Source organism: Azotobacter chroococcum (genome assembly GCF_002220155.1).
Taxonomy (GTDB): domain Bacteria; phylum Pseudomonadota; class Gammaproteobacteria; order Pseudomonadales; family Pseudomonadaceae; genus Azotobacter; species Azotobacter chroococcum.
Window position 1 is genome coordinate 2,443,651 of record NZ_CP011835.1, and the last position, 20,530, is coordinate 2,464,180.

Annotated in this window: 13 protein-coding genes and 2 pseudogenes; 10 read left to right on the forward strand and 5 right to left on the reverse strand. The window is 66.4% G+C overall.

The features are described from left to right. Positions 1-33 precede the first annotated feature (33 nt). The 3 genes from ACG10_RS11215 to ACG10_RS11225 form a co-directional block, all read right to left on the reverse strand. The gene (locus ACG10_RS11215) at positions 34-3,729 is read right to left on the reverse strand and encodes a translocation/assembly module TamB domain-containing protein (RefSeq protein WP_089168277.1); all 3,696 of its coding nucleotides are present in this window, start codon (positions 3,727-3,729) and stop codon (positions 34-36) included. Continuing rightward, the gene (locus tag ACG10_RS11220; RefSeq protein WP_165494351.1) at positions 3,726-5,450 is read right to left on the reverse strand and encodes an autotransporter assembly complex protein TamA; all 1,725 of its coding nucleotides are present in this window, start codon (positions 5,448-5,450) and stop codon (positions 3,726-3,728) included. The genes ACG10_RS11215 and ACG10_RS11220 overlap by 4 nt, the downstream gene beginning before the upstream one ends. A gap of 76 nt (positions 5,451-5,526) precedes the next feature. After that, positions 5,527-6,165: a GNAT family N-acetyltransferase gene (locus ACG10_RS11225; protein WP_089168278.1), complete on the reverse strand. Its 639-nt coding sequence runs from the start codon at positions 6,163-6,165 to the stop codon at positions 5,527-5,529. A 135-nt stretch (positions 6,166-6,300) separates the two neighbouring features. Between ACG10_RS11225 and xthA the strand changes: the two genes are divergently transcribed. After that, the gene (gene xthA / locus ACG10_RS11230) at positions 6,301-7,113 is read left to right on the forward strand and encodes an exodeoxyribonuclease III (RefSeq protein ID WP_089168279.1); all 813 of its coding nucleotides are present in this window, start codon (positions 6,301-6,303) and stop codon (positions 7,111-7,113) included. 133 nt (positions 7,114-7,246) lie between these two features. Beyond that, complete coding sequence (locus tag ACG10_RS11235) at positions 7,247-8,626, forward strand: substrate-binding domain-containing protein (RefSeq protein ID WP_089168280.1); 1,380 nt, start codon at positions 7,247-7,249, stop codon at positions 8,624-8,626. A 45-nt stretch (positions 8,627-8,671) separates the two neighbouring features. Here the strand turns inward: ACG10_RS11235 and ACG10_RS11240 are convergent, their stop codons facing one another. Then, positions 8,672-9,829: a PilT/PilU family type 4a pilus ATPase gene (locus tag ACG10_RS11240; protein WP_089168281.1), complete on the reverse strand. Its 1,158-nt coding sequence runs from the start codon at positions 9,827-9,829 to the stop codon at positions 8,672-8,674. A 122-nt stretch (positions 9,830-9,951) separates the two neighbouring features. Here ACG10_RS11240 and ACG10_RS11245 point away from each other — a divergent pair, with 122 nt between their 5' ends. From ACG10_RS11245 to ACG10_RS11275, 8 genes and pseudogenes are all read left to right on the forward strand, one after another. Further along, the gene (locus ACG10_RS11245) at positions 9,952-10,230 is read left to right on the forward strand and encodes a peptidylprolyl isomerase (RefSeq protein ID WP_089168282.1); all 279 of its coding nucleotides are present in this window, start codon (positions 9,952-9,954) and stop codon (positions 10,228-10,230) included. Positions 10,231-10,401: 171 nt separating this feature from the next. After that, positions 10,402-10,587 (forward strand): annotated as a pseudogene (locus ACG10_RS11250) (MFS transporter); the annotation flags it as partial. 56 nt (positions 10,588-10,643) lie between these two features. Beyond that, the gene (locus ACG10_RS11255) at positions 10,644-11,162 is read left to right on the forward strand and encodes a helix-turn-helix domain-containing protein (protein ID WP_089168266.1); all 519 of its coding nucleotides are present in this window, start codon (positions 10,644-10,646) and stop codon (positions 11,160-11,162) included. A 29-nt stretch (positions 11,163-11,191) separates the two neighbouring features. After that, the gene (locus ACG10_RS11260; protein ID WP_089168265.1) at positions 11,192-11,743 is read left to right on the forward strand and encodes a transposase; all 552 of its coding nucleotides are present in this window, start codon (positions 11,192-11,194) and stop codon (positions 11,741-11,743) included. After that, the gene (locus ACG10_RS11265) at positions 11,733-12,809 is read left to right on the forward strand and encodes an MFS transporter (RefSeq protein ID WP_089168283.1); all 1,077 of its coding nucleotides are present in this window, start codon (positions 11,733-11,735) and stop codon (positions 12,807-12,809) included. The genes ACG10_RS11260 and ACG10_RS11265 overlap by 11 nt, the downstream gene beginning before the upstream one ends. 649 nt (positions 12,810-13,458) lie before the next feature. Then, entirely contained in the window at positions 13,459-13,635 is a 177-nt protein-coding gene (locus ACG10_RS24430) for a hypothetical protein (RefSeq protein ID WP_169531045.1), read from the forward strand. 552 nt (positions 13,636-14,187) lie between these two features. Next, positions 14,188-16,554: a glucan 1,4-alpha-glucosidase gene (locus ACG10_RS11270; protein WP_232487088.1), complete on the forward strand. Its 2,367-nt coding sequence runs from the start codon at positions 14,188-14,190 to the stop codon at positions 16,552-16,554. Between the two features lie 230 nt (positions 16,555-16,784). Beyond that, positions 16,785-17,012 (forward strand): annotated as a pseudogene (locus ACG10_RS11275) (IS3 family transposase); the annotation flags it as partial. A gap of 855 nt (positions 17,013-17,867) precedes the next feature. Here ACG10_RS11275 and ACG10_RS11280 read toward each other — a convergent pair. Beyond that, positions 17,868-20,438, reverse strand: a complete 2,571-nt coding sequence (locus ACG10_RS11280) for a glycoside hydrolase family 32 protein (RefSeq protein WP_089168285.1) — start codon at positions 20,436-20,438, stop codon at positions 17,868-17,870. Positions 20,439-20,530 lie beyond the last annotated feature (92 nt).

Here is a 20,530-nt window from a genome sequence, read left to right on the forward strand (position 1 = left end):
TCCGGCAGCGCTCCGTCGCCGGGCCGCGCGTCATCAGAAGTCGCGCTTGTAGAAGATATCCAGCGAGCTGGCCAGGCCGCCGGCCGCCTCGAGGTACAGCTGGCGGGTCAGCTGGTAGCGCAGGGCGATGCTGTTCAGCGGCTCGAACACGCCGACCCCGTAGATCAGGCTGAGGCGCTCGGAAAGCTTGCCGCTGGCCACCACGCTGGTGTCCGTGCCGGTGCCCTGGGTGCCCACCTCGAACTCCTCGATGCCGAGGCTTTCCGCCAGGCTGCCGGTGATCGAGGAGCTGCCGGCCAGACCGAGGCCGAGCGCGGCGCGGGCCAGCAGGGCGCTGTCGCCGCTGTCGCTGCTGCCCGGCGCGCGGCCCAGCAGCAGGTAGGACAGCGCCTGTTCCTGGCCCATCGCCGGCTCGCCGAACACGTCGGTGCGCGGCTCCAGGGCGTTGCCGCCGACCCGCAGGCCGGCCACCACGTCGCCGACCCGGCGGATCGCCTCGATGTCCAGGTAGGGCTGGTCGATCGGGCCGATGAACAGCAGGCGCGCCCGGCGGATGTCCAGGCGCTGGCCATAGGCGCGGTAGCGGCCCTTGTCCAGGCTCAGCTCGCCGCGGGTGTCGAGGTTGTCGCCGATGTGCAGGTGGCCGGCCAGCTCGGCGGTCAGGCCGAAGCCGCTGAAGGTCAGCTTGTCCCGGCCGACCTCGACGTCGATGTCCATGCGCATCGCCAGCTTCCGCCGCGGCTCGACCTCGCGGCCGGCCACCACCGCATCCTCGGAAACCCGGACGGTCGAGGCCGGCAGTTCGCGCAGGGTGATCGCCCCGCGCGGCACCCCAAGCGCGCCGCTCAGGGCCAGCTGCCGATCGGCCGCCCCCCCGGCCAGGCGCACCTGCAGGTCCGGCTCCACCTCCAGCTCGGCATAGGGCTGCACGCTCACCGGCAGGCGGCTGCCCTGGATGCGCAGGTCCAGATCCAGCGCCTGGCGCCAGTCCAGGGTGCCGTCGAGGCTGCCGCGGCCGTGCTCGCCGCTGCGCCAGCCGCCGTTCAGGCGCAGGCTGTCGCCGACGATCTGCACCTGCAGGGCGAGATCCTCGATGCGAGTCGGCAGGTCGCTGCCGGCCAGCAGCCCGCCGCGCAGCTCGAGACGACCGTCGATCTGCGGCTGCAGCAGGCTGCCGCGCAGGCTGCCGCTGCCGTCGAGCCTGCCGGCCAGTTCCTCGATCGGGCCGGCGAAGGGGCGCAGCACCGCCAGGTCCAGCCCGCGCAGGGCGAACTGGCCGGAGAGCGGCTTGTCCCTGCCGCGCGGATCGATCTGCGCACGGACTTCCAGTTCGCCCAGCTGCGGCCCGGCGAAGGCCAGGCGGCTGTCGATGCGCTGCGGCTGCAGGCGGCTGTCGAGCACCAGCTGGCGGTAGGGGAACTCCTGCCAGCGCCCCTTGTTGCGCAGGCGCAGCACGCCGTTGCCAGCGTCCAGACGGATCTGCCCGCTGGGCCCGGCGGCCGGCAGGTCGAGCTGCAGCTCGCCGTTCAGCCGGCCCTGCCAGGCGAAGTCCTGCGGCCACCAGGCGGCCAGGCTGTCCAGCGGAAAGTCGCGCAGCCGGTAGTTCAGCCGCGGCTCGGGCAGCAGCCGCTGGCCCTCGCCGCAGAGGCTCGCCGAACCGGAGCGCCAGCAATGCGCAGCGAGGTTCAGCCGGCCGTCGGCCAGCCGCTCGAGGCGCGCCGGAGCCTGCAGGCGCCAGTCCTGGCCGCTGCTGCGCACCTGGCCGCGGCTCAGTTGGCCGCGCCAGTTCCAGCCCCGTGCCAGCTCCTCCAGACGCCCGTCGAGGGCCAGCGCCAGCTCCAGTTGCGGGCCGTCGAGGTCGAGGGTCAGCGTCTGGCTGCGCCGATCGCCCTGCCCCAGCACCTGGAGCCGCCCCAGGCGGGTATCGCCGGACTGGATGCCGTCGGCCTTGAGGGTTACGCGGCCGCGCTGGGCGGCGTCGAGATGGGCGTTCAGCGCCAGGCTGTCCAGGCGCCGCTCGTCCAGACGCAGCCGGCGGCCGGCGAGATCCAGTTTGCCTTGGGGGGCCTGCAGCGTGCCGGCGAGTTCGAGACGCCCGTTGGCGCTGCCCTGCAGACCCGGCCAGAGCTGACCGAGCTGCGGCAGCGCCAGCTCCAGCTGCCCCCTGAGCTGCGCGTCGAGCCGCCCGCTGCCGTGGATGCGGTTGTCGCCCAGGCGCAGGTCGAGGCTCGGCACGTCCCAGGCGCCATCCGCGCCCTTCGCCTCGAGCAGCAGGCGCGCCCGCTGGCCGCGCAGCTGGCCGGTCAGGTCGGCAGCGGCGTCCAGCTGCAGACGGCCGTCGCGGTATTGACCCCGGCTCTTCAGCGGACCGCCGAGGCGCCCGGCCAGCTCGGCGAGCCAGTAGGCGGGATCGAGGTCGCTCAGCTGCAGGTCGGCGTTCCAGCCGAAGCCGTCGGCGAAGCGCAGGCCGAGCACGCCCTGCACCCGCCCCTGGCCGGCGACCAGCCTGAGCTGCGGCAGGTGGAGCTGGGTGAAGTCGCCGCTCAGCGGGCTGGCCAGGGTGAAGGGACCGGCCGGCCCCTCGAGGGCGGCGTCGAAGTTGCCAAGATAACCGCCGTCGCGGTAGGACAGCTCGCCGGTCAGGCGCTTGAGACTCACCGCCGGCTCAGCGATCGCTGGATAGAGCCGCCGCCAGGGGAAGTCCCGCCAGTCGATGCGCAGCTCGCCGGCCAGTCCCTCGCGCCAGTCCAGGCGGCCGGCCAGGTCGACACGCTGCCTGTTGCCGGCATCCAGGCGGAGCGTCGCGAGCTCTGCGCCTTCGGCCGTCACCCGCCCCTGCAGAGCCAGCGCCACGGCACCGCCCTCGCCCGGCAGACTGGCATCGCCCTTGACCGCATAGCCCTCCTGCAGGTCGCCGTCGAGGCTGAGTTCGAGCCGCTCCAGACGCAGGGTGTCCGGCAGCCCGGCAGCCGCCTTGAAGCCGTCGGCGGTCAGGGTCAGGCTGGCCGGGACCTGCTCGGCGAGCGGCCGGATATCGCCGCTCAGCCGTCCTGTCAGGTAACCCTGGCTGTCGGCCTGCAGCCGCAGGCAGTCCTGCAGATCGCCCTCCACCTGCAGGCTCAGCTCCCAGGACTGACCCTCCGGTGCCGGCAGACGCAGGCTGCCGCTCGCCGTCAGCGGCCAGCCGGCGCGGGGCAGCAGGCGGCCCTGCAGGTCCAGCATCAGCTCGTCGCGGCGGGCCTCGAGCGTATCGATGCGAATGCCCTCGGCACTCCAGTGCGCCGCCAGATGCAGGCCCTGTGCCTGTTCGCCGTCGTTCAGCAGCAGGCGGCCGACGCGCACCTCGCCGAGGCGGATCTGCAGCGGCAGCTTCAGTTCCGGCAGTTGCAGCGGCCCGCCCGCCCCCTCGTCTTCGCCCGGCGGCAAGGTGAGGCTCACCTGCCCGGCCACCAGCCGGTCCACGCAGAGGGTCAGTCCCAGCAGGCAGGCCGGTCGCCAGGCGAACTCGACCCCGCTCAGCTCGACAGCCTGCTCGCCCTGCCGCCAGCTCAGCCGTCCGGCCTGCCAGCTGCCGGCGAGGCGCCCGGAGAAGTCCTCCACCAGCAGTCCCGGCACCTGATCGAGCAGCCAGCGGCTGCCGGCGCCCGTGCCGAGCAATCCACCCAGAACAGCCAATAGCAGCGCCAGCCCCAGCAGCAGGCCATACAACCCCAGTCTCAAGCCCTTCATAGCTCCGGTCCCATGGAGAAGTGCAGACGGAAGCTGCCGTCGTCGAGGCCGTGAGCCACGTCCACGCGCAGCGGACCGACCGGCGACACCCAGCGCACGCCGAAACCCACGCCGGTCTTGAGATCGGGCGAGGTTTCGGAATTGAAGGCGTTGCCCTGGTCGATGAAGGTAGCGATGCGCCATTTGTCGCGCAGCGCATACTGGTATTCCAGGCTGCCGGCGATCATGTAGCGGCCACCGATGTGGTCGCCGTCGGAGTTGGTCGGCGACAGCGTCTGGTACTCGTAGCCGCGCACGCTCTGGTCGCCGCCGGCGAAGAAGCGCAGCGACGGCGGCACCGTGGCGTATTCGTCGGTGAAGTTGCCGCCGAACTGCAACCGGCCGAGCAGGCGGTGGCGGCCGGCCAGGGTGGTCAGCCCCTTGAGCATCGCGGAGCTGTAGAGCAGGTTGGCGTCCGACAGCAGGCCCTCGCTCGCCGCGGCCATCTCCACCTGTAGGCGATAGCCGCGGCTCGGGTCGAGGGGATGGTCGCTGTTCAGGTAGGAATAGGCCACGCCCGGCAGCAGCAGGGTGCTCAGGCCGTTGTCGCTGCCGTAGCGGTATTCCTCGCGCTGCCATTTCAGCGAGAACACCTGCTGCCAGCCGTTGTCCAGCCGGCGGTGCCACTCCGAACCGACCTTGAGCAGCCGGCTACGGGTGTCGGTGTCGGCCAGCTCCTCGAACTGGTAGCCGCCGACGAAGCGCAGCTTGTCGGTCATCGGCGGGTCGAGGGGGATGTCGTACCAGAGGCCGACGTTCTGCTTGGGCTGCGACAGCTCCATTTCCGCGCCGTAGCTGTGCCCCTGGGGATTGGCCCAGTGGCGCGTCCAGTTGAGCCGCCCGCGCGGGCCGACGTCGGTGGAGAAGCCGGCGCCGATGCCGAAGCTGCGCGGCTTGCGCATGTGCAGCTGGACCAGCACCGGCACCACCTGGCCATTGACGCCGGCAGGGCTGGCGTCGACCCGCACGCCCTCGAAGTAGCCGCGCGCCTGGAGGTTCTGCTGCAGCTTGGCGATCAGCTCGGAGTCGTAGGGCGCGCCGGCCTCGAAGGGCACCATGCGCCGCATGAAGGCATCCTCGAACGGCGTTTCGCCCTCGAAGACCACCTCGCCCAGCCGGTAGCGCGGCCCGCTGGCATAGACCAGCTCGATGTCGGCGACGCCGGCGGCCGGGTCGATGAACAGGCGCTGGCGGGTGAAGCGGCCGGCGAAGAACCCGAAGCGTGATGCCTGGTTCTGGATCAGCTTCTTGGCGCTCTCGTAGCGGCCGTGGTTGAGCTGGGCGCCAGGCCTGAGACGGCGGCCCTGCGGCACGCGGAACGCCTCGAGCTGCGCCGCCGGCCCCTCGATGCGGATCTCGACGCGGCGCAGGCGCACCGGCTCGCCGGGAAGCACGCGCAGCAGCAGGGTCGGCGGAGCGCCGGGACGGACCTCGCTGGAAATCTGCGCATGGTAGTAGCCGAGCGCCTCGGCCGCGCTGCGGGCCTGCGCCTCGGCGGCCGGGGCGAGACGGCGCAGGGCCTGCTCGTCGCGCTCGCCGAGTTCGCCGATATAGCCCTCGATATTCGTCCGCAGGCTGGCGCGGGCCGGCTCGACCTGCACCTCCAGGCGGGCCTGGGCGAACACCGCAGAAGCGCAGAACAGCAGGCCCAGGAACGTCCCTGTATGGATGAAAACTCTCATGGGCAAGGATGCTAGCACGGCTGTTCGAGCGCTCCGACCGCTCTTGCCAAGCGTTTACATGGCACTCGCGTGCCGGTCAGGCATCCGTTTCCGCCAGCGGCTGCGGGCTGGGGTGAAAGAGGATGTGCTCGTGCACCGGTCCCAGCTCGACCAGGCCGACCTCCTGATAACCCTGGCGCTGGAGGAACTCCAGATAGTGCGGATCGCCGGTGTCGAGCACGATGCCGCGGGAGTTGCTGTCGCCGGTGCACCAGCGGTGCAGGGCCCCGAGCAGCTGTTCGCCGTAGTGCATGCCCTGGAACTCCGGACGCACGCCGATCAGCGGCAGCATGTGGTAGGCGCCCGGCGGCAGGCAGGCAATCACCGCCTCGTGGTAGTCCAGGTAGCGCCGGGTGCAGCGAAAGCCGGCGGTCAGCAGCATGCGCATCCGCCAGCTCCAGCTTTCGGTGATCTCCAGCCGGCGCTGCGGCGGGGAGATCAGCGCCACGCCGAGCAGCCGCTCGCCGAGCAGCAGACCGAGCGCCGGCAGGTCGTCGGCGAAGTGGCGCGACAGCAGCTCGCGCACGGTGGCGCGCACCCGCTGGTCGTAGCCAGGCCGGTCGGCCTCGAACAGGTAGGAGAAGGTCGGCGTGCGGCGGTAGGCCTGGTAGAGCAGCGAGCAGGACTCGCGCAGGTAGCCCCCATCGATGAGCCGAACTTCGGCAGGCGCGGTCATGGGCAGGGCCTCCTGGCAGCGGTTCGTTTCCCCTTCCTGCACGTTAGCACCGGGCTCCGGCAGCCGCCAGGCAGCTGGCCCGGCCGCGCGGTGATCGGCTAGCATGGCGGCCCCGCTTCGAACCGGCAGTCCCCCATGAAGATCGTCTCCTTCAACATCAACGGCCTGCGCGCCCGCCCGCACCAGCTCTCGGCACTCATCGACAAGCACCGGCCGGACGTGATCGGTCTGCAGGAAACCAAGGTCGCCGACGAGCAATTTCCCCGCGAGCAGATCGAGGCGCTCGGCTACCACGTGCACTACCACGGGCAGAAGGGCCACTACGGGGTCGCGCTGCTCTCCCGGCAGCCGCCGCTGGAGGTGCAGAAGGGCTTTCCCGAGGACGGCGAGGACTCGCAGAAGCGCTTCATCTGGGGCACCTACGCCGACACCGCCGGGCAGCCGGTCACGGTGATGAACGGCTACTTCCCGCAGGGCGAAAGCCGCGCCCATCCGCTGAAGTTTCCCGCCAAGACGCGCTTCTACGCCGACCTGCAGGCCCTGCTGGAAAGCCGCTTCGCCCCCGACCAGCCCCTGGCGCTGATGGGCGACTTCAACATCGCCCCGGAGGACGGCGACATCGGCATCGGCGCGGAGAACGCCAGGCGCTGGCTGCGCACCGGCAAGTGCAGCTTCCTGCCGGAGGAGCGCGAATGGATGGCCAGGCTCAAGGGCTGGGGCCTGCAGGACAGCTTCCGCGAACTGCACCCGGAGGTCTGCGACCGCTTCAGCTGGTTCGACTACCGCAGCCGCGGCTTCGAGGACGATCCCCGGCGCGGCCTGCGCATCGACCTGATCCTCACCTCCCGCGCCCTGCGTCCACGCCTGCGCCAGGCCGGCGTGGACTACGAACTGCGCGCCATGGACAAGCCATCCGACCATGCGCCGGTGTGGCTGGAACTCGACTGATCGCCGCAGACCGTGACCGGCTTCACAGCCGGGCACGACAGTCCGCGCCGTCCGTCAATCGTCACATAACCGCAACCAAACGGACTTATTCTCGCGCGACCCTCCCACCCGTGTAGTAGAAGGTGCCCTGCCCATGTCGCGCGCCCTGCCCGTGCCTGCCCGTTTTTCACGAAGCCCAGCCCGTTCCCTGCTGTTCGCCCTGCTCTGCTCCAGCCTGCCGTGGAGCGCCGCGGCTGCCCAGCCCAAGCCTGCCGCGCAGTCCCCCGTGCTGCGCATCCAGGGTTCCAACACCATCGGCGCCGAACTCGGCCCGGCCCTGGTGGTCGGCCTGTTCGAGCAGCAGGGCCTGCGCGAGGTACGTGTCGAGAATGGCGCGCAGGCGAACGAGCAGCGGGTCGTCGGCCTGGATGCCCAGGGCCGCCAGGTGCTGGCGGAAATCAGCGCCCACGGCTCCAGCACCGGCTTCGCCGCCCTGCAGGACGGCAGCGCCGATCTCGCCGCCTCCTCGCGGCCGATCAAGGACGGCGAGGTCGCCACGCTGACGGCGCTGGGCGACCTGCGCAGTCCGGCGGCCGAGCAGGTGATCGCCATCGACGGCCTGGCGGTCATCCTCCATCCGGCCAACCCGCTGCGCGCGCTCAGCCTGGAGCAGCTGGCCAGGGTGTTCGCCGGCGAGCTGAAGACCTGGGAAGAACTCGGTGGACGCGGCGGCGCGATCCAGCTGTATGCCCGCGATGCCCAGTCCGGCACCTTCGACACCTTCAACGAACTGGTGCTCAAGCCCCAGGGCAAGACCCTCGCCGCCAGCGCCAGGCGCTTCGAGTCGAGCAGCCAGCTGTCCGGCGCGGTGACCCAGGACCCGGCGGGAATCGGCTTCATCGGCCTGCCCTATGTGCGCCAGGCCAAGGCCCTGGCGATCTCCTCCGGCGAATCCCGGCCGATGCCGCCCGAGCCCGCGCTGATCGCCACCGAGGACTATCCCCTGGCGCGGCGCCTGTTCCTCTACAACCCGCCGCAACAGCCCAGCGCCTGGACCAAGGCCCTGGTCGAGTTCGCCCACAGCCCGCGCGGCCAGGAAGTGGTCGCGAAGAACGGCTTCATCGCACAGAAAGTGCAGGCGGTACACGTCGATCCCCACGCCGGCATGCCGCCAAGCTACCTGCAGCTGGCTCGCGAGGCCAATCGCCTGTCGGTGAACTTCCGCTTCCAGGAGGGCAGCGCCCTACTCGACAACAAGGCCCTGCGCGATGTCGAGCGCGTGCTCGCCTACCTGCGCGAGAAGGGCAAGCTGGAGAATTCGGTGGTGCTGGTCGGCTTCGGCGATCCCAAGCAGGACAGCGAACGCAGCGCCCTGCTGTCGAAGCTGCGGGCAATGGCGGTGCGCCGCGAACTGGCCAAGGGCGGCGTGACCTTCCGCGAAATCACCGGCCTCGGCGACGCCCTGCCAGTGGCCGCCAACAACGGCGAGGAAGGCCGGATCAAGAACCGCCGGGTCGAGGTCTGGGTGTACTGACTCCAGCGGAGGCGGGGCGCCCGCACGGCGCCCCGCCCGAACCGCTCAGCCGTTGCCGGCCTCCTCCGGTTCCTCGACCATCTCCAGGCTCAGTCCCTGCCAGGCGCTTTCCCCGCCGTTCCTGTCGGCGCCGGCCACCCCGCCGTCGCGGTGCAGCTTCAGCTTGAGACGCACGTTGTTCGCCGAGTCGGCGTTCTTCAGCGCCTCCTCCTCGCCGATGGCGCCCTCGTTGACCAGCTCGATCAGCGCCTGGTCGAAGGTCTGCATGCCGAGGTTGCGCGACTTCTCCATGATCTCCTTGATCTCGGACAGCTCGCTGCGCTTGATCAGGTCGCGCACCGTCGGCGTGCCGAGCAGCACCTCCACCGCGGCGCGGCGCTTGCCGTCGACCGTCTTGACCAGGCGCTGGGAGACGAAGGCCTTGAGGTTGTTGCCCAGGTCGTTGAGCAATTGCGGACAACGCTCCTCGGGGAAGAAGTTGATGATGCGGTCCAGCGCCTGGTTGGCGTTGTTGGCGTGCAGCGTGGAAATCGCCAGGTGACCGGTGTCGGCGAAGGCCAGGGCATGCTCCATGGTCTCGCGGTCGCGGATCTCGCCGATCAGGATCACGTCCGGCGCCTGGCGCAGGGTGTTCTTCAGCGCGGCGTGGAAGCTGCGGGTGTCCACGCCGACCTCGCGCTGGTTGATGATCGACTTCTTGTGCCGGTGCACGTATTCCACCGGATCCTCGATGGTGATGATGTGCCCGCCGCTGTTGCGGTTGCGGTAGTCGATCAGCGCCGCCAGGGAGGTCGACTTGCCCGAACCGGTGCCGCCGACGAACAGCACCAGGCCGCGCTTCTCCATCACCACGTCGAGGAGGATCTTCGGCAGCTTGAGGTCCTCGAAGCGCGGAATGTCCAGCTTGATGTTGCGCGCGACGATGGACACCTCGTTGCGCTGCTTGAAGATGTTGATGCGGAAGCGGCCGATGTTCGGCAGGGAGATCGCCAGGTTCATTTCCAGTTCGCGCTCGAACTCGACGCGCTGCTCGGCATCCATCAGCCCCTCGGCGATCTTCGCCACGGCGCCCGGCTGCAGCGGCTCCTGGCCGAGCGCCTTGAGCACGCCGTTGAACTTCGCGCAGGGCGGCGCGCCGGTGGACAGGTAAAGGTCCGAACCGTCCTGGGTGGCCAGGACTCTCAGCATCGATTGAATATCCATGGAATAGGTCCGCGAGGCATATGTCGTTCAAAATCAAACGGTTGTCAAACCGGTTCGGGCCACTCTAGCCAGCCCCTCCGATCTGGCACAATGCGCAGACTTCCAACTTGAGGACTCCTTCCATGGCCAAAGCGATGGCACGTCACATTCTGCTCGGCAGCGAGGCCGAAGCCGCGCAGTTGAAGCAGCGCCTGGCCAAAGGCGAGGACTTCGCCCAGCTGGCGCGGCGCCACTCGCTCTGCCCCTCGGGCAAGCGCGGCGGCGACCTCGGCGAGGTCCGTCCGGGGCAGATGGTGCGGGCGATCGACCAGGTGATCTTCAGGAAGGCCCTGCGCGAGATCCATGGCCCGGTGAAGTCGCAGTTCGGCTATCACCTGGTGCAGGTGTTCTATCGCGACTGAGGGGCGCTGCCCGCCGCCCTTGGGGCGATCAGCGAACGCCTTTTCCGGTCAGGCGCTTCCAGCGCCGGCATTCGGGGACGCATTATCCGCGAACCACTCATCGGTTGCGTTGCCCTCGAAATAGTTGTCTGATGACATACCTCATCAGAGTCTCCAGCCCGGAAAACCCCAATGCCCCGCGCGCCTTCGGCACCGCCCGTCCAGGGCAACACCCTGCAGATCCTTTCCATCGTCTGCTTCACCTTTCTCGGCTTCATGAGCATCGGCATCCCCATGGCCGTCCTGCCGGGGCTGATCCACCACGACCTGGGCTTCAGCACCCTGGTCGCCGGCCTGGTGATCGGCCTGCAGTACCTAGTGCAGTTTCATAGATGAAGTTGTGGAAATTATGGCATCAGGCGATGCTATGCCCCATGAAAGCACCTCTATTCGTTCGCCCTTTGACTACCGAGGAACGGCAGGCCCTGCAGGTTGGCTTGCGTGCCCGGGAAGCCTTCACGCTGCGGCGCTGCCAGATCCTGCTGGCCAGCGCTGACGGCAAGACCGCCACGGAAATTGCCGCTCTGTTCGGCTGCGCCACGCAAACCGTACGCAACACCCTGCGGGCCTTTGCCGCCGAGGGGGTGTCTTGCCTGACGGAGAAGTCGCATCGGCCCAAACGTGTCCGTCCCTTGCTTGCGGGCACGCAGGCCGAGCGCTTGCGCTCTTTGCTGCACCGCAGCCCCCGCGATTTCGGCAAGCCCACCCGCTTGTGGACCTTGAGCCTGGCCGCCGAGGTGGCCTTCGAGCAGGGGCTGACCGAACGGCAACTGAGCTATGAGTCGATCCGCCAGACGCTGATACGCCTGGGCGTGGGCTGGAAGCGGGCCAAGACCTGGATTACCAGCCCGGATCCCCACTATGCGCGCAAAAAAAGCGACGCGACTGGCTGATCGAACTGGCCACAACGCACCCGGACTGGGTGCTGGGTTTTCAGGACGAGGTCTGGTGGAGTCGTTTTGCGCGCCCATCCCTGAAGGCCTGGAGCGCGGGTCAGGCCCTGCGCCTGCAGCAGTTGTCGGTGGATCCGCAGGATGCCGGACCCAAGGCGCTGAGCTGCTATGGCCTGCTGCGCGCCGACACGGGGCAGATGCTGCTGCGTTTCGTCAAGGGCCGCCCGGTCAGCCAGGTGACCGAGGACTTCCTGGAGTGGGTCTGCGAGCGCCTGGCGAGCGAGGGGAAGAAGGCGCTGCTGATGATCTGGGACAACGCCAGCTGGCATATCAGCCACCGGGTGCGGGCCTGGATCGGGGCGCACAACCGCCGGGCCAGGGCCGAGGGTGGCGTACGGATCGTAACCTGCCGCCTGCCGAGCAAGAGCCCCTGGCTGAACCGGATCGAGCCCCGCTGGGTGCATGGCAAGCGGGCGATCCATGAACCCGAACGCCCGCTGACCAGCGCTGAGGTGATGGAGCGAGTCTGCACCTATTACGGTTGTGAACAGCTCCCGCCACTTGAACAGGATGTTGGTTGAAACTGCACTAGTCACCCTGCTGGTGCGCCCGTTTTCCTGCCGGGTGATCGACAGCGCAGGCCCCAAGCCGGCCCTAGTCTACGGGCTGACCGGCTGCGCCCTGGGCGGCCTGCTGATGCTGCTGGCCACGCTCTGGCCGGCCCTGCCGCTGCTCAGCCTGCTCGCCCTGGTGCTCAGCCGCCTGGTGCTGGGCGCGGCCCACAGCGTGCTCGGCGCCTCCGCGATCGCCTGGGGCATCGGCCAGGTCGGCAGCGCGGGTACCGCCCGGGTGATCTCCTGGAACGGCATCGCCAGCTATGGCGCCATCGCCCTGGGTGCGCCGCTCGGGGTCTGGCTGGTGGAGCGCTACGGCCTGCCCTGGATGGGCGCCAGCGTGCTGCTGATCGCCCTGTGCGGACTCGCCCTCGCCTGGCGCAAGGTGGGCGTGCCGGTGGTCGCCGGCGGGCGGCTGGGCTTCATGAGCGTGCTCGGGCGGGTCAGCCCCTACGGCCTGACCATGGCCCTGGGGACCCTCGGCTACGGCACCATCGCCGCCTTCATCACCCTCTACTACGACAGCCGCGGCTGGTCCTGGGCGGCATACGCGATGACCGCCTTCGGCCTGAGCTTCATCGCCGCCCGCCTGCTGTTCGCCCAGGCGATCGACCGTCTCGGCGGCTACCGGGTGGGCATCGCCTGCCTGCTGGTCGAGGGCGGCGGCCTGCTGCTGCTCTGGGCGGCGCCCGGCCCACTGTCGGCGATGCTCGGCGCGGGGCTGAGCGGCTTCGGCTTCTCGCTGGTGTTTCCCGCCCTCGGCGTGGAAGCGGTGAAGAGCACACCGGCATCGAACCGCGGGGCGGCGATCGGCGCCTATTCGCTGTTCCTCGATCTGGCGCTGGGCGTCGCCGGCCCGCTGATCGGCCCGCTGATCGGCCTGCTGATCGGCAGCCACGGCTTCCGCTCGATCTTTCTGGTCTGCGCGCTGGCCTCCTTCCTGGGCCTCGGCCTGACCCTGGCCCTGCAGTACCGCAGCACCCGTCAACCCAGCGAAGCCGAGACGGCGCTGGCGACAGTCGAGGTGGATTAGCGCCCTGCCCGGGCGGACAGCTTCAGTGCCGGCGCTCCGGCCCCGTCAGTCCCAGCTTCTCGATGCGGGCTGAAGTTGAACTGGGGACAGCAGGGCTTCAGGTAAGTGGCATTGCCCGGCGTCGCCGCCTCGACGCTGCCCGGCATGACGAGGCCGGCCGCCGAAGTTGCCAGCACAAGGGCCCGCATATCGAAGATCCGGCGGCATCGAGCGCTGCGCACCGTCGGACGCGCAGGATCATCTGAAGCTTTCCCTAGCTTGGAATTTTTAGCCGGCGAGGCATATGCGAACCTGCTGTGCACAAGCCTTTGCAACACAAGCGTGAAACGTCCACTTGCCTCCGTCAGGCCTGCCGCTTGAAAAGCATTGCCACTTCGAAGTGCCCAAAATCAACCCAAGACCGCATTAAACATGCTTTGCAAGCACAGAGGAAACGTTCCAACAATGGCAATTGTTTACTAAACAACCATTTTCCCCCAACAGAACATAAAGAACCTTTTAAATTTTTATAGGAAAAATTCTTACTGGCAAATTAATGGCCACCCCTCCCCTAATCCAGAGAACGGCATGGCAAGATTCTGTGAATTACCGGACTCAGCCAGGCAGCCGGTCGCTTACTTGCAATGGCAAGGGCCCCTGTAGAGCAACCATGACTATGAAAAGCAGCTTGCCAAACAAAATTTCAAAGACTAAGTTAGCGCTATCTCATATAAAAACTGAACTTGCCCAAGCATGCACGCATGTCACCAGCCCGCTTCTTTGGATAGGCGAGGTGGCAGACAACAAGAACAACAAGACAATGGCGGCAGACTTAACTTTGCGGTGATTTGTTGCGTCCCGCAAAGACAGCGCTGTCCCGACGATTAGGAAGGTATCCATGCTTCCAGCCAGTAGTACGTCGGTAAACGCAGGGAACACCGGTTGCGGGCTACCCTGCGCTCCCCAGGCACTTTGCCAACATAGTGATTTCACTCTCCAGCATTGGAGATTCGATTTCCATCCCACCCACACCGTCACTACGGTGCACTCGATGCAGGCTGCCAGCAGCTATAGGGCTGCCTCTTGCAGCATTCAGGCAAGCCTGCACACGACACACTCAGTCATCGGGCGATTGCCATCCATACCGGGCCGGCAAGTCTCCCCGTGGTTGCGTATCGGGGAGGCGTTGCCAGCGCGCGCACCTCGATGCCTCGAAGCGATGGCTCGAAGCTTCGGCTGAGACTCGCTGAACGATCCTCCCCTATCCAAAGCAACCGGCTCCCGCTCGGAGCGGCTGCACGACGGCGATCTTCCAACGTTGTTATCCCCCCAAAAAAAAGGAAATGATATGCAGCCAATAAGGTTTCGCAAAACACTGCTGAGCGTCATGGTAAGCGCTGTGGGCCTCTGTCAAACCGCGCTGGGTGCCGCCCCCGGTACCGGCGTGGTGGAGAGCGTGGCCCCGGGTGCGCCGGGGAAAGCACCGTTTTGGTCCTATTCGGGAAAAACCGGTATCGGCACCTCCTACGAGCAGTACAACGAAGATGGCCAATATGCCCGTTCGGCGGCCACCGGTCCCGTGTCGAAAGTCTGGTTCTCCCTGGCCCAGGGGATCGTCACCGAGACCATGTTCGGCTTGATTCATGAAGCTCAGCTCAGGGAGTTGCAACTGGTTATCCAGGGGCCGGACTTCGTGGATCTGGAAGCGCAGGACACCGACAGCGAAATCCACTACCTGTCGGTCGACGGCGAGGGCCGCCCCAATTCGCTCGCCTACAAGATCATCAACCGCGACAAGGAAGGCCTGTACGAGATCGAGAAACATGTGTTCACCGATCCGAACACGAACTCCCTGATGATGCGGGTCATCTTCCACAGCACCGACCCGGCCATCCAGGCCTATGTGCACGTCGATCCGGCGATCGGCAACACCGGCAGCGGCGACACCGCCTTCGTCGACCGGCAGGCGCTGTACGCCCAGCAAGACGAGACGACGCTGGTGGTCAAGGCCAGCCAGCCCCTGGAGAACGCCACCGTCGGCTTTGCCGGAACCTCCGACGGCCTGACCGACCTGAAGAAGGATGGCAAGCTCGACAACCAGCACACCAGCACTGGGTCACAGCAGGGCAACGTCGCCCTGCTGGCGCGCCTTCCCTTGAAGGGCACCGAAACCACAATCGACCTGGTCGTCGGGTTCGGGAAGAGCCGCAAGGAAGCCGACAAGGCGGCGGACAAGACGCTTGCCCGCGGCTACGCCAAGGTGCTGGCCCACTACAATGGCGAGGGCAAGGCGATCGGCTGGCAGGATTATCTGCAATCCCTGTCCGCCCTGCCGGCCATGTATGCGCAGAGCACGGACAACGGCAAGCTGCTCAACGTCAGCGCCATGGTGCTCAAGGCCCAGGAAGACAAGAGCAACGCCGGGGCGCTGATCGCCTCCCTGTCCAACCCATGGGGCGATACGACTTCCGCCGAGCAGAGCAGTACCGGCTACAAGGCCGTCTGGCCACGTGACTTCTACCAGTGCGCGATGGCGCTGCTGGCGCTCGGCGACCGCCAGACGCCGAAGGTTGCCTTCGAATACCTGAAGAAGGTTCAGGTCAGAGAAGACACCCCCGGCAACGAGGGCGCTACCGGATGGTTCCTGCAGAAAACCCATGTCGATGGCGAGCTCGAATGGATGTCGGTCCAGCTCGACCAGACCGCCATGCCCATCATGCTGGGCTGGAAACTCTGGCAGGCCGGGATACTGGACGACAAGCAGATCACCGACTGGTACCAGAACATGCTCAAGCCGGCGGCGGAATTCCTGGTCACGGGAGGTCAGCTCAAACTCGGCTGGAACGATTGGAACATCACCCCACCGCTGACCCAGAATGAGCGCTGGGAAGAGCAATGGGGCTACTCGCCCTCGACCACGGCAGCGCTCATCGCCGGCCTGGCAGCGGCCTCCGACATCGCCGAGCATGCGGGTGATACCAATGCGGCGCAGACTTTCCTGAACACCGCAAAAGGTTACTCCGACAAAGTGGAAGCGAGCATGTTCACCCGCAGTGGCGAGCTGGGCGACGGACGCTATTACCTGCGCATCACCCAGAACGACGACCCCAACGACGGCGGCACCCTGAGTTACAGCAACGGCTACGCCGGACTGCCGGAAAGCCAGATTCTCGACGCCGGTTTTCTGGAGCTGGTGCGTTACGGCGTTCGCCCCGCCACCGATCCCCACATCGTCGATTCGCTGGGAGAGCTCGACAGCCAGGTGCTGCCCGAGCACCTGAAGGTTAAATACACCTTCACCTACCCCGGAGTCGTAGGCGAATTCCCCGGCTGGCGTCGCTACGGCAACGATGGCTACGGCGAAAATCTAAACACCGGCGGCAACTGGATGACCTCCGAGCCGGGCTCGGACCGGGGCCGGGTCTGGCCGTTCTTTACCGGCGAGCGGGGCCATTACGAGCTGGCGCTCGCCAAGGCCCGGTTGCCGGAAGGGGTCAGCACGTTGAGCGACGAGCAACTGATGCAGCTCAAAAATACCTACGTCAAGAGCATGGAGCTGTTCGCCAATGAAGGCATGATGCTGCCGGAACAGGTCTGGGACGGCGTGGGTGACAACAGCACCCATGGCTTCGAGAAGGGAGAAGGCACGAACTCCGCCACCCCCCTGGCCTGGACCCATGCCGAATACGTCAAGCTGGTTCGCTCGATGACCGACCAGGCGGTGTGGGATCACTACCCCATCGTCCAGGAAAAACTCGCGCAATGACCTGAGGGTGCACATCGCGCCGGGCAAGCGCCGCACCGCTTGCCCGGCACGTCAACAAGGCGCCCCCAGCATTACCATCACATCAACTTTCGCATCAGCTCGGCCAAGGCCTCCACCTAGGCTCGCACCGAACCCTCAAGCCCTTTCGCCACTTGGCATTGCCATAGCGGCGCACGCCTTGCTTTCCGCTGTCGATTACCGAGCTCTGTCAAGGGAGCCGAGGCGCTGAGCTGCGCTGCAGCATGAGCGCGAAGGGCAACTGCTACGACAACGCCTGTGCCGAGAGCTTCTTCCACAGCCTGAAGGTTGAGTGCATCCATGGGGAACGCTTCGGTACGCGTGCCCAGATGCGAGCAACCGTGTTCGAATACATCGAAGTCGACTACAACCGCCAGCGGCGCCACAGCACGCTGGGATACATCAGCCCGGAATCCTTCGAGCTCCGGATGAGTGCTTAAAACCCTGTCCACGACTGCTGGTCAAGAGCACTTCGGTAATGCCCACGATCCTGGGCGAAGGAATAAAGAAAGCCATCCAAGCAAGACCTCGGCAATAGACAGCGCTATCCATGGATGGTCGCACTGCCACCCAGCCAAGCCTATTGCCACTATCGTGTTATTTTTATTGATTATCGCTGGGCTGCATTAAGGCAATACCTGGAACCCGGCGACTCCATTCTCATAAAGATAGCGCTATCCTGAAAAAATAAACATCTTTTGGCAATCTCGAAACCACAGATAATCATTAATTTCTACCTGGATGAAACTATTCAGCCGTAGCAGCTCAATATCATTGCAACTGGCGCCAGGCCTTCCTCCACATCGCCATCAATATGGCCAGCACAGTTCTATCAAGCTGCGCGAAGCTCGCGGGGCCAGGCGAAGTTCGTTATCACTCTCGGCAAACCGAAAAATCGGGCTATAACCGATACAAGTTTGGAGCTTTCATTTATTCAGAAGTACCTGCCTACCGCGATCGAACGGCAAACAACCGGAAATGCATATGCGGTGATGGCCGGCGTGATGTATGTGAGCAGTCCGAAACTTCCACAGGTTTCCATCTTCAGGCACGACCTGAGCCGGCTGCGCCCCCGTCATCCTTTCCTGGCACCCGCCACGCGCATGAAGCCGGCGATCCAGCCACGATGGCGACAGGGCCTGCTCGGGCGCCACTCCGTCCACGTGCAGCACCGAACGGCGCTCCCCCTCAAACGGACCGAGCTTCTCCCCGGCCGCGTCCTGCCAGGGCCGCGGGCCGGTGTGTCGCCCTTTCCTTCCCGCAGGGAAGCGCTCGAGTGTGTTGCCGCCGCTGCGCTACCGCGTCCAGCTCGAACCCAGAGGCCGGACCTGCAACGAGTCGAGCATCGCGCTGCCGCCCTCGGAGAAGAGCTGTACACCGTCGCTCGTCGCGCCCGGGAAGATCTGCGCGGTGATGACGGTCTGCCCCTGGTCACCGAAGACCTCCACCGACGACCAGTCGACGAGCACATGCAGCCGGATCTTGCCATCCCTCGCGGTCAAGGGCGCCCGCTGAACGCCGGGGAAGTCGGTGCTGAAGCTGCCCTCGCCGGAGCGCGTCCGGTCGACGTAGATTTCGCCGGCCTCGGCGTCGTAACCGATGAGGGTTTCCTCGCCGTTGCCACTACGGACCTTCAGCCCGGCCCGCTTCGCGTCGCCGGAAAGCAGGTCGGCCTTGATCTCGAACGCCTTGCCCTGCAGCGGAAGCGTGGTCGTGCCGGACGGAATCTGCTGTTGGCTGAACGTCTGCCAATCCTCTCCCAGCAGATCAAGCTCCTGCACGGGCTGCTGAACCAGCCGGAGAGCGCCATCGATGGTGCGCAAGGCAAACTCGCGCGGAATACTCATCGCGCCACGCCAGGGGCTCGTCGGCGTCAATTGGCCGTAATTCCAGTTGTTCATCCAGCCGATCGCGAGGCGGCGCGCATCGGGCACGTTGTTGAAGGTGATCGCGGCGTAGAAATCCTTACCGTAATCCACCCAACTGCTGCGCTGCAGGAGCGACAGCGCGGGCTCATCCGCAAACATGAAGTGGTCGGCGAGGATGTAACCCCAGCCGCCCGTGTTCCTGTCCCTGAGCTGGATCTGGGCGGTCTGGCCGATAAGGTTCCGGACGTTCCATGCAGCCCAGTCCAGCGTGGTGCTGTTGGGCCCCGTCGTCGATCGGACCACTTCGCCATCGATGAGCAGGTTGACCGTAGTTTCCGTGGGGCGCGGCAAGGCCGGCTCGTCGGAGAACATGAAGTGGTCCGCGTTGATGTGTCCCCAGCCACCGGTGTTGCTGTCGACGATCTCGATGCGCGCCGTCTGGCCCCTGAGCTCGGAGACGTCCCAGTGGGTCCAGTTGAGGGCCTCGCTGTCCTGACCGGTGGCCGTGCGCACCACCTCGCCATCGACGACCAGATTGACCGCTGTCGGAGGATTGTTGGCAGTGCCGGGATAAGGATGGGCGCCACCACCGACCAGAAAATTGATGTAGTCGCTCATGACGGTGAACCCGGGCGAGACAATCGTGCCGGTTCCGTTGTCATAATCGATGAAGGTGTTGACCAGTTGGTGCCCCTCGTAGCCGCTGACGGACTGCTGGCCTGCGAGTGTGCCGGCCGCCGGCGCGCTACCGGCGAAGGTGCCGGTGGCGCTCCAACCGCTGCCGTAACTGCTCCCCTCGAAGTCGGCGAATACCGAGCCGGCGGGTACCGCCTGGTCCGAGATCGCGGGATCGTGCGGATGCTTGCCTCCGCCGACGAGGAAGTTGAGGTAAGGGCCTTCGATGGTAAAGGGGGGCGATGTCAGGGTTCCCGTTCCCAGGTCCGCCTCATGGTAACTGTTGACCAGGCCGCCACCGAGATATCCGCTCACCTCGCCCTGCGGCGAAATCGTGCCGGAGATCGGGCCCGAGCCGAAGGCGGTACCGGTCGTGGTCCACTCACCGTAGTCGCGCTCCTCGAAGCCCTGGTAGAGCTCGCCGGGGGGCGGCGTATAGTCGCCGAGGACATTGTCGGCCCGAAAGGTCGTCCCGTCGAAGTCGCCGACGAAGTACTGCATGCCGGAGCCGCCCGCGATGCTGCCGGGATTGAGGCTGACCAGAAGCACCCACTTGATCCGGCCGGAATCGCCGTCGACGGGAAGCGGAAAGAGGTCGGGACACTCCCAGGCCCCCCCCGTGGCGTTGGCGGGGCCGAAGTCGCTCATGTGCGTCCAGTTCTTCAGATCGGGCGAGCTGTAGAGCTTGACCTTGTGCTCCAGCGCCGCGACCACGGCCATGACCCACTTCTGCCCCGGCGCGTACCAGAACACCTTCGGATCGCGGAATTCCGCCGAACCGATGTCGAGCACGGGATTTCCGGCGTATCGCGTCCAGGTACGGCCGCGGTCGGTGCTGTACGCAAGCGACTGCGCCTGCGATCCCGGCCGTGCGCTGGTGTAGATGGCCACCATCGGCGGATTGCGCCGGCTCCCGAAACCGCTGGTGTTGTGCTTGTCGACCACCACGCTGCCGGAAAAGACCATTTCGTCGCCCTGTTCGGGAATGGCCACCGGCAAGTGCTCCCAATGCATCAGATCCGGGCTGACGGCGTGCCCCCAGGACATATGCCCCCAGGTATCGCCGAACGGGTTGTACTGGTAGAACAGGTGATATTCGCCGTCGTGGTAGACCAGTCCGTTCGGATCGTTCATCCAGTTCTCGGCGGGACTGAAGTGGAACTGGGGCCGGTAGGGTTCCTGATAGGTGCCATTGTCCGACGCCCCGGCGGCATCCTGCATGGCGAGGCTGGCTGCGGAAATCGCCAGCGCAAGGAGCCGTATGGCCGAGCGTCGGCAGACCAAGGCATCACGCCCCCGACTTGCATGCTTGTCATTGTTCATTTTTCAGCCTTCCCTAGCTTGGATTTTTCAGGCGGCCAGGCATATACGGGCTTACCATGCACAAGCCTTTACAACAAAAGCGCGAAACGTTG

Excerpts from the sequence above, each read along its gene's own strand:
- ACG10_RS11215 (WP_089168277.1), bottom strand. The coding sequence starts at position 3,729 with ATGAAGGGCTTGAGACTGGGGTTGTATGGCCTGCTGCTGGGGCTGGCG.
- ACG10_RS11220 (WP_165494351.1), bottom strand. The coding sequence starts at position 5,450 with ATGAGAGTTTTCATCCATACAGGGACGTTCCTGGGCCTGCTGTTCTGC.
- ACG10_RS11225 (WP_089168278.1), bottom strand. The coding sequence starts at position 6,165 with ATGACCGCGCCTGCCGAAGTTCGGCTCATCGATGGGGGCTACCTGCGC.
- xthA (WP_089168279.1), top strand. The coding sequence starts at position 6,301 with ATGAAGATCGTCTCCTTCAACATCAACGGCCTGCGCGCCCGCCCGCAC.
- ACG10_RS11235 (WP_089168280.1), top strand. The coding sequence starts at position 7,247 with ATGTCGCGCGCCCTGCCCGTGCCTGCCCGTTTTTCACGAAGCCCAGCC.
- ACG10_RS11240 (WP_089168281.1), bottom strand. The coding sequence starts at position 9,829 with ATGGATATTCAATCGATGCTGAGAGTCCTGGCCACCCAGGACGGTTCG.
- ACG10_RS11245 (WP_089168282.1), top strand. The coding sequence starts at position 9,952 with ATGGCCAAAGCGATGGCACGTCACATTCTGCTCGGCAGCGAGGCCGAA.
- ACG10_RS11255 (WP_089168266.1), top strand. The coding sequence starts at position 10,644 with ATGAAAGCACCTCTATTCGTTCGCCCTTTGACTACCGAGGAACGGCAG.
- ACG10_RS11265 (WP_089168283.1), top strand. The coding sequence starts at position 11,733 with ATGTTGGTTGAAACTGCACTAGTCACCCTGCTGGTGCGCCCGTTTTCC.
- ACG10_RS24430 (WP_169531045.1), top strand. The coding sequence starts at position 13,459 with ATGACTATGAAAAGCAGCTTGCCAAACAAAATTTCAAAGACTAAGTTA.
- ACG10_RS11280 (WP_089168285.1), bottom strand. The coding sequence starts at position 20,438 with ATGAACAATGACAAGCATGCAAGTCGGGGGCGTGATGCCTTGGTCTGC.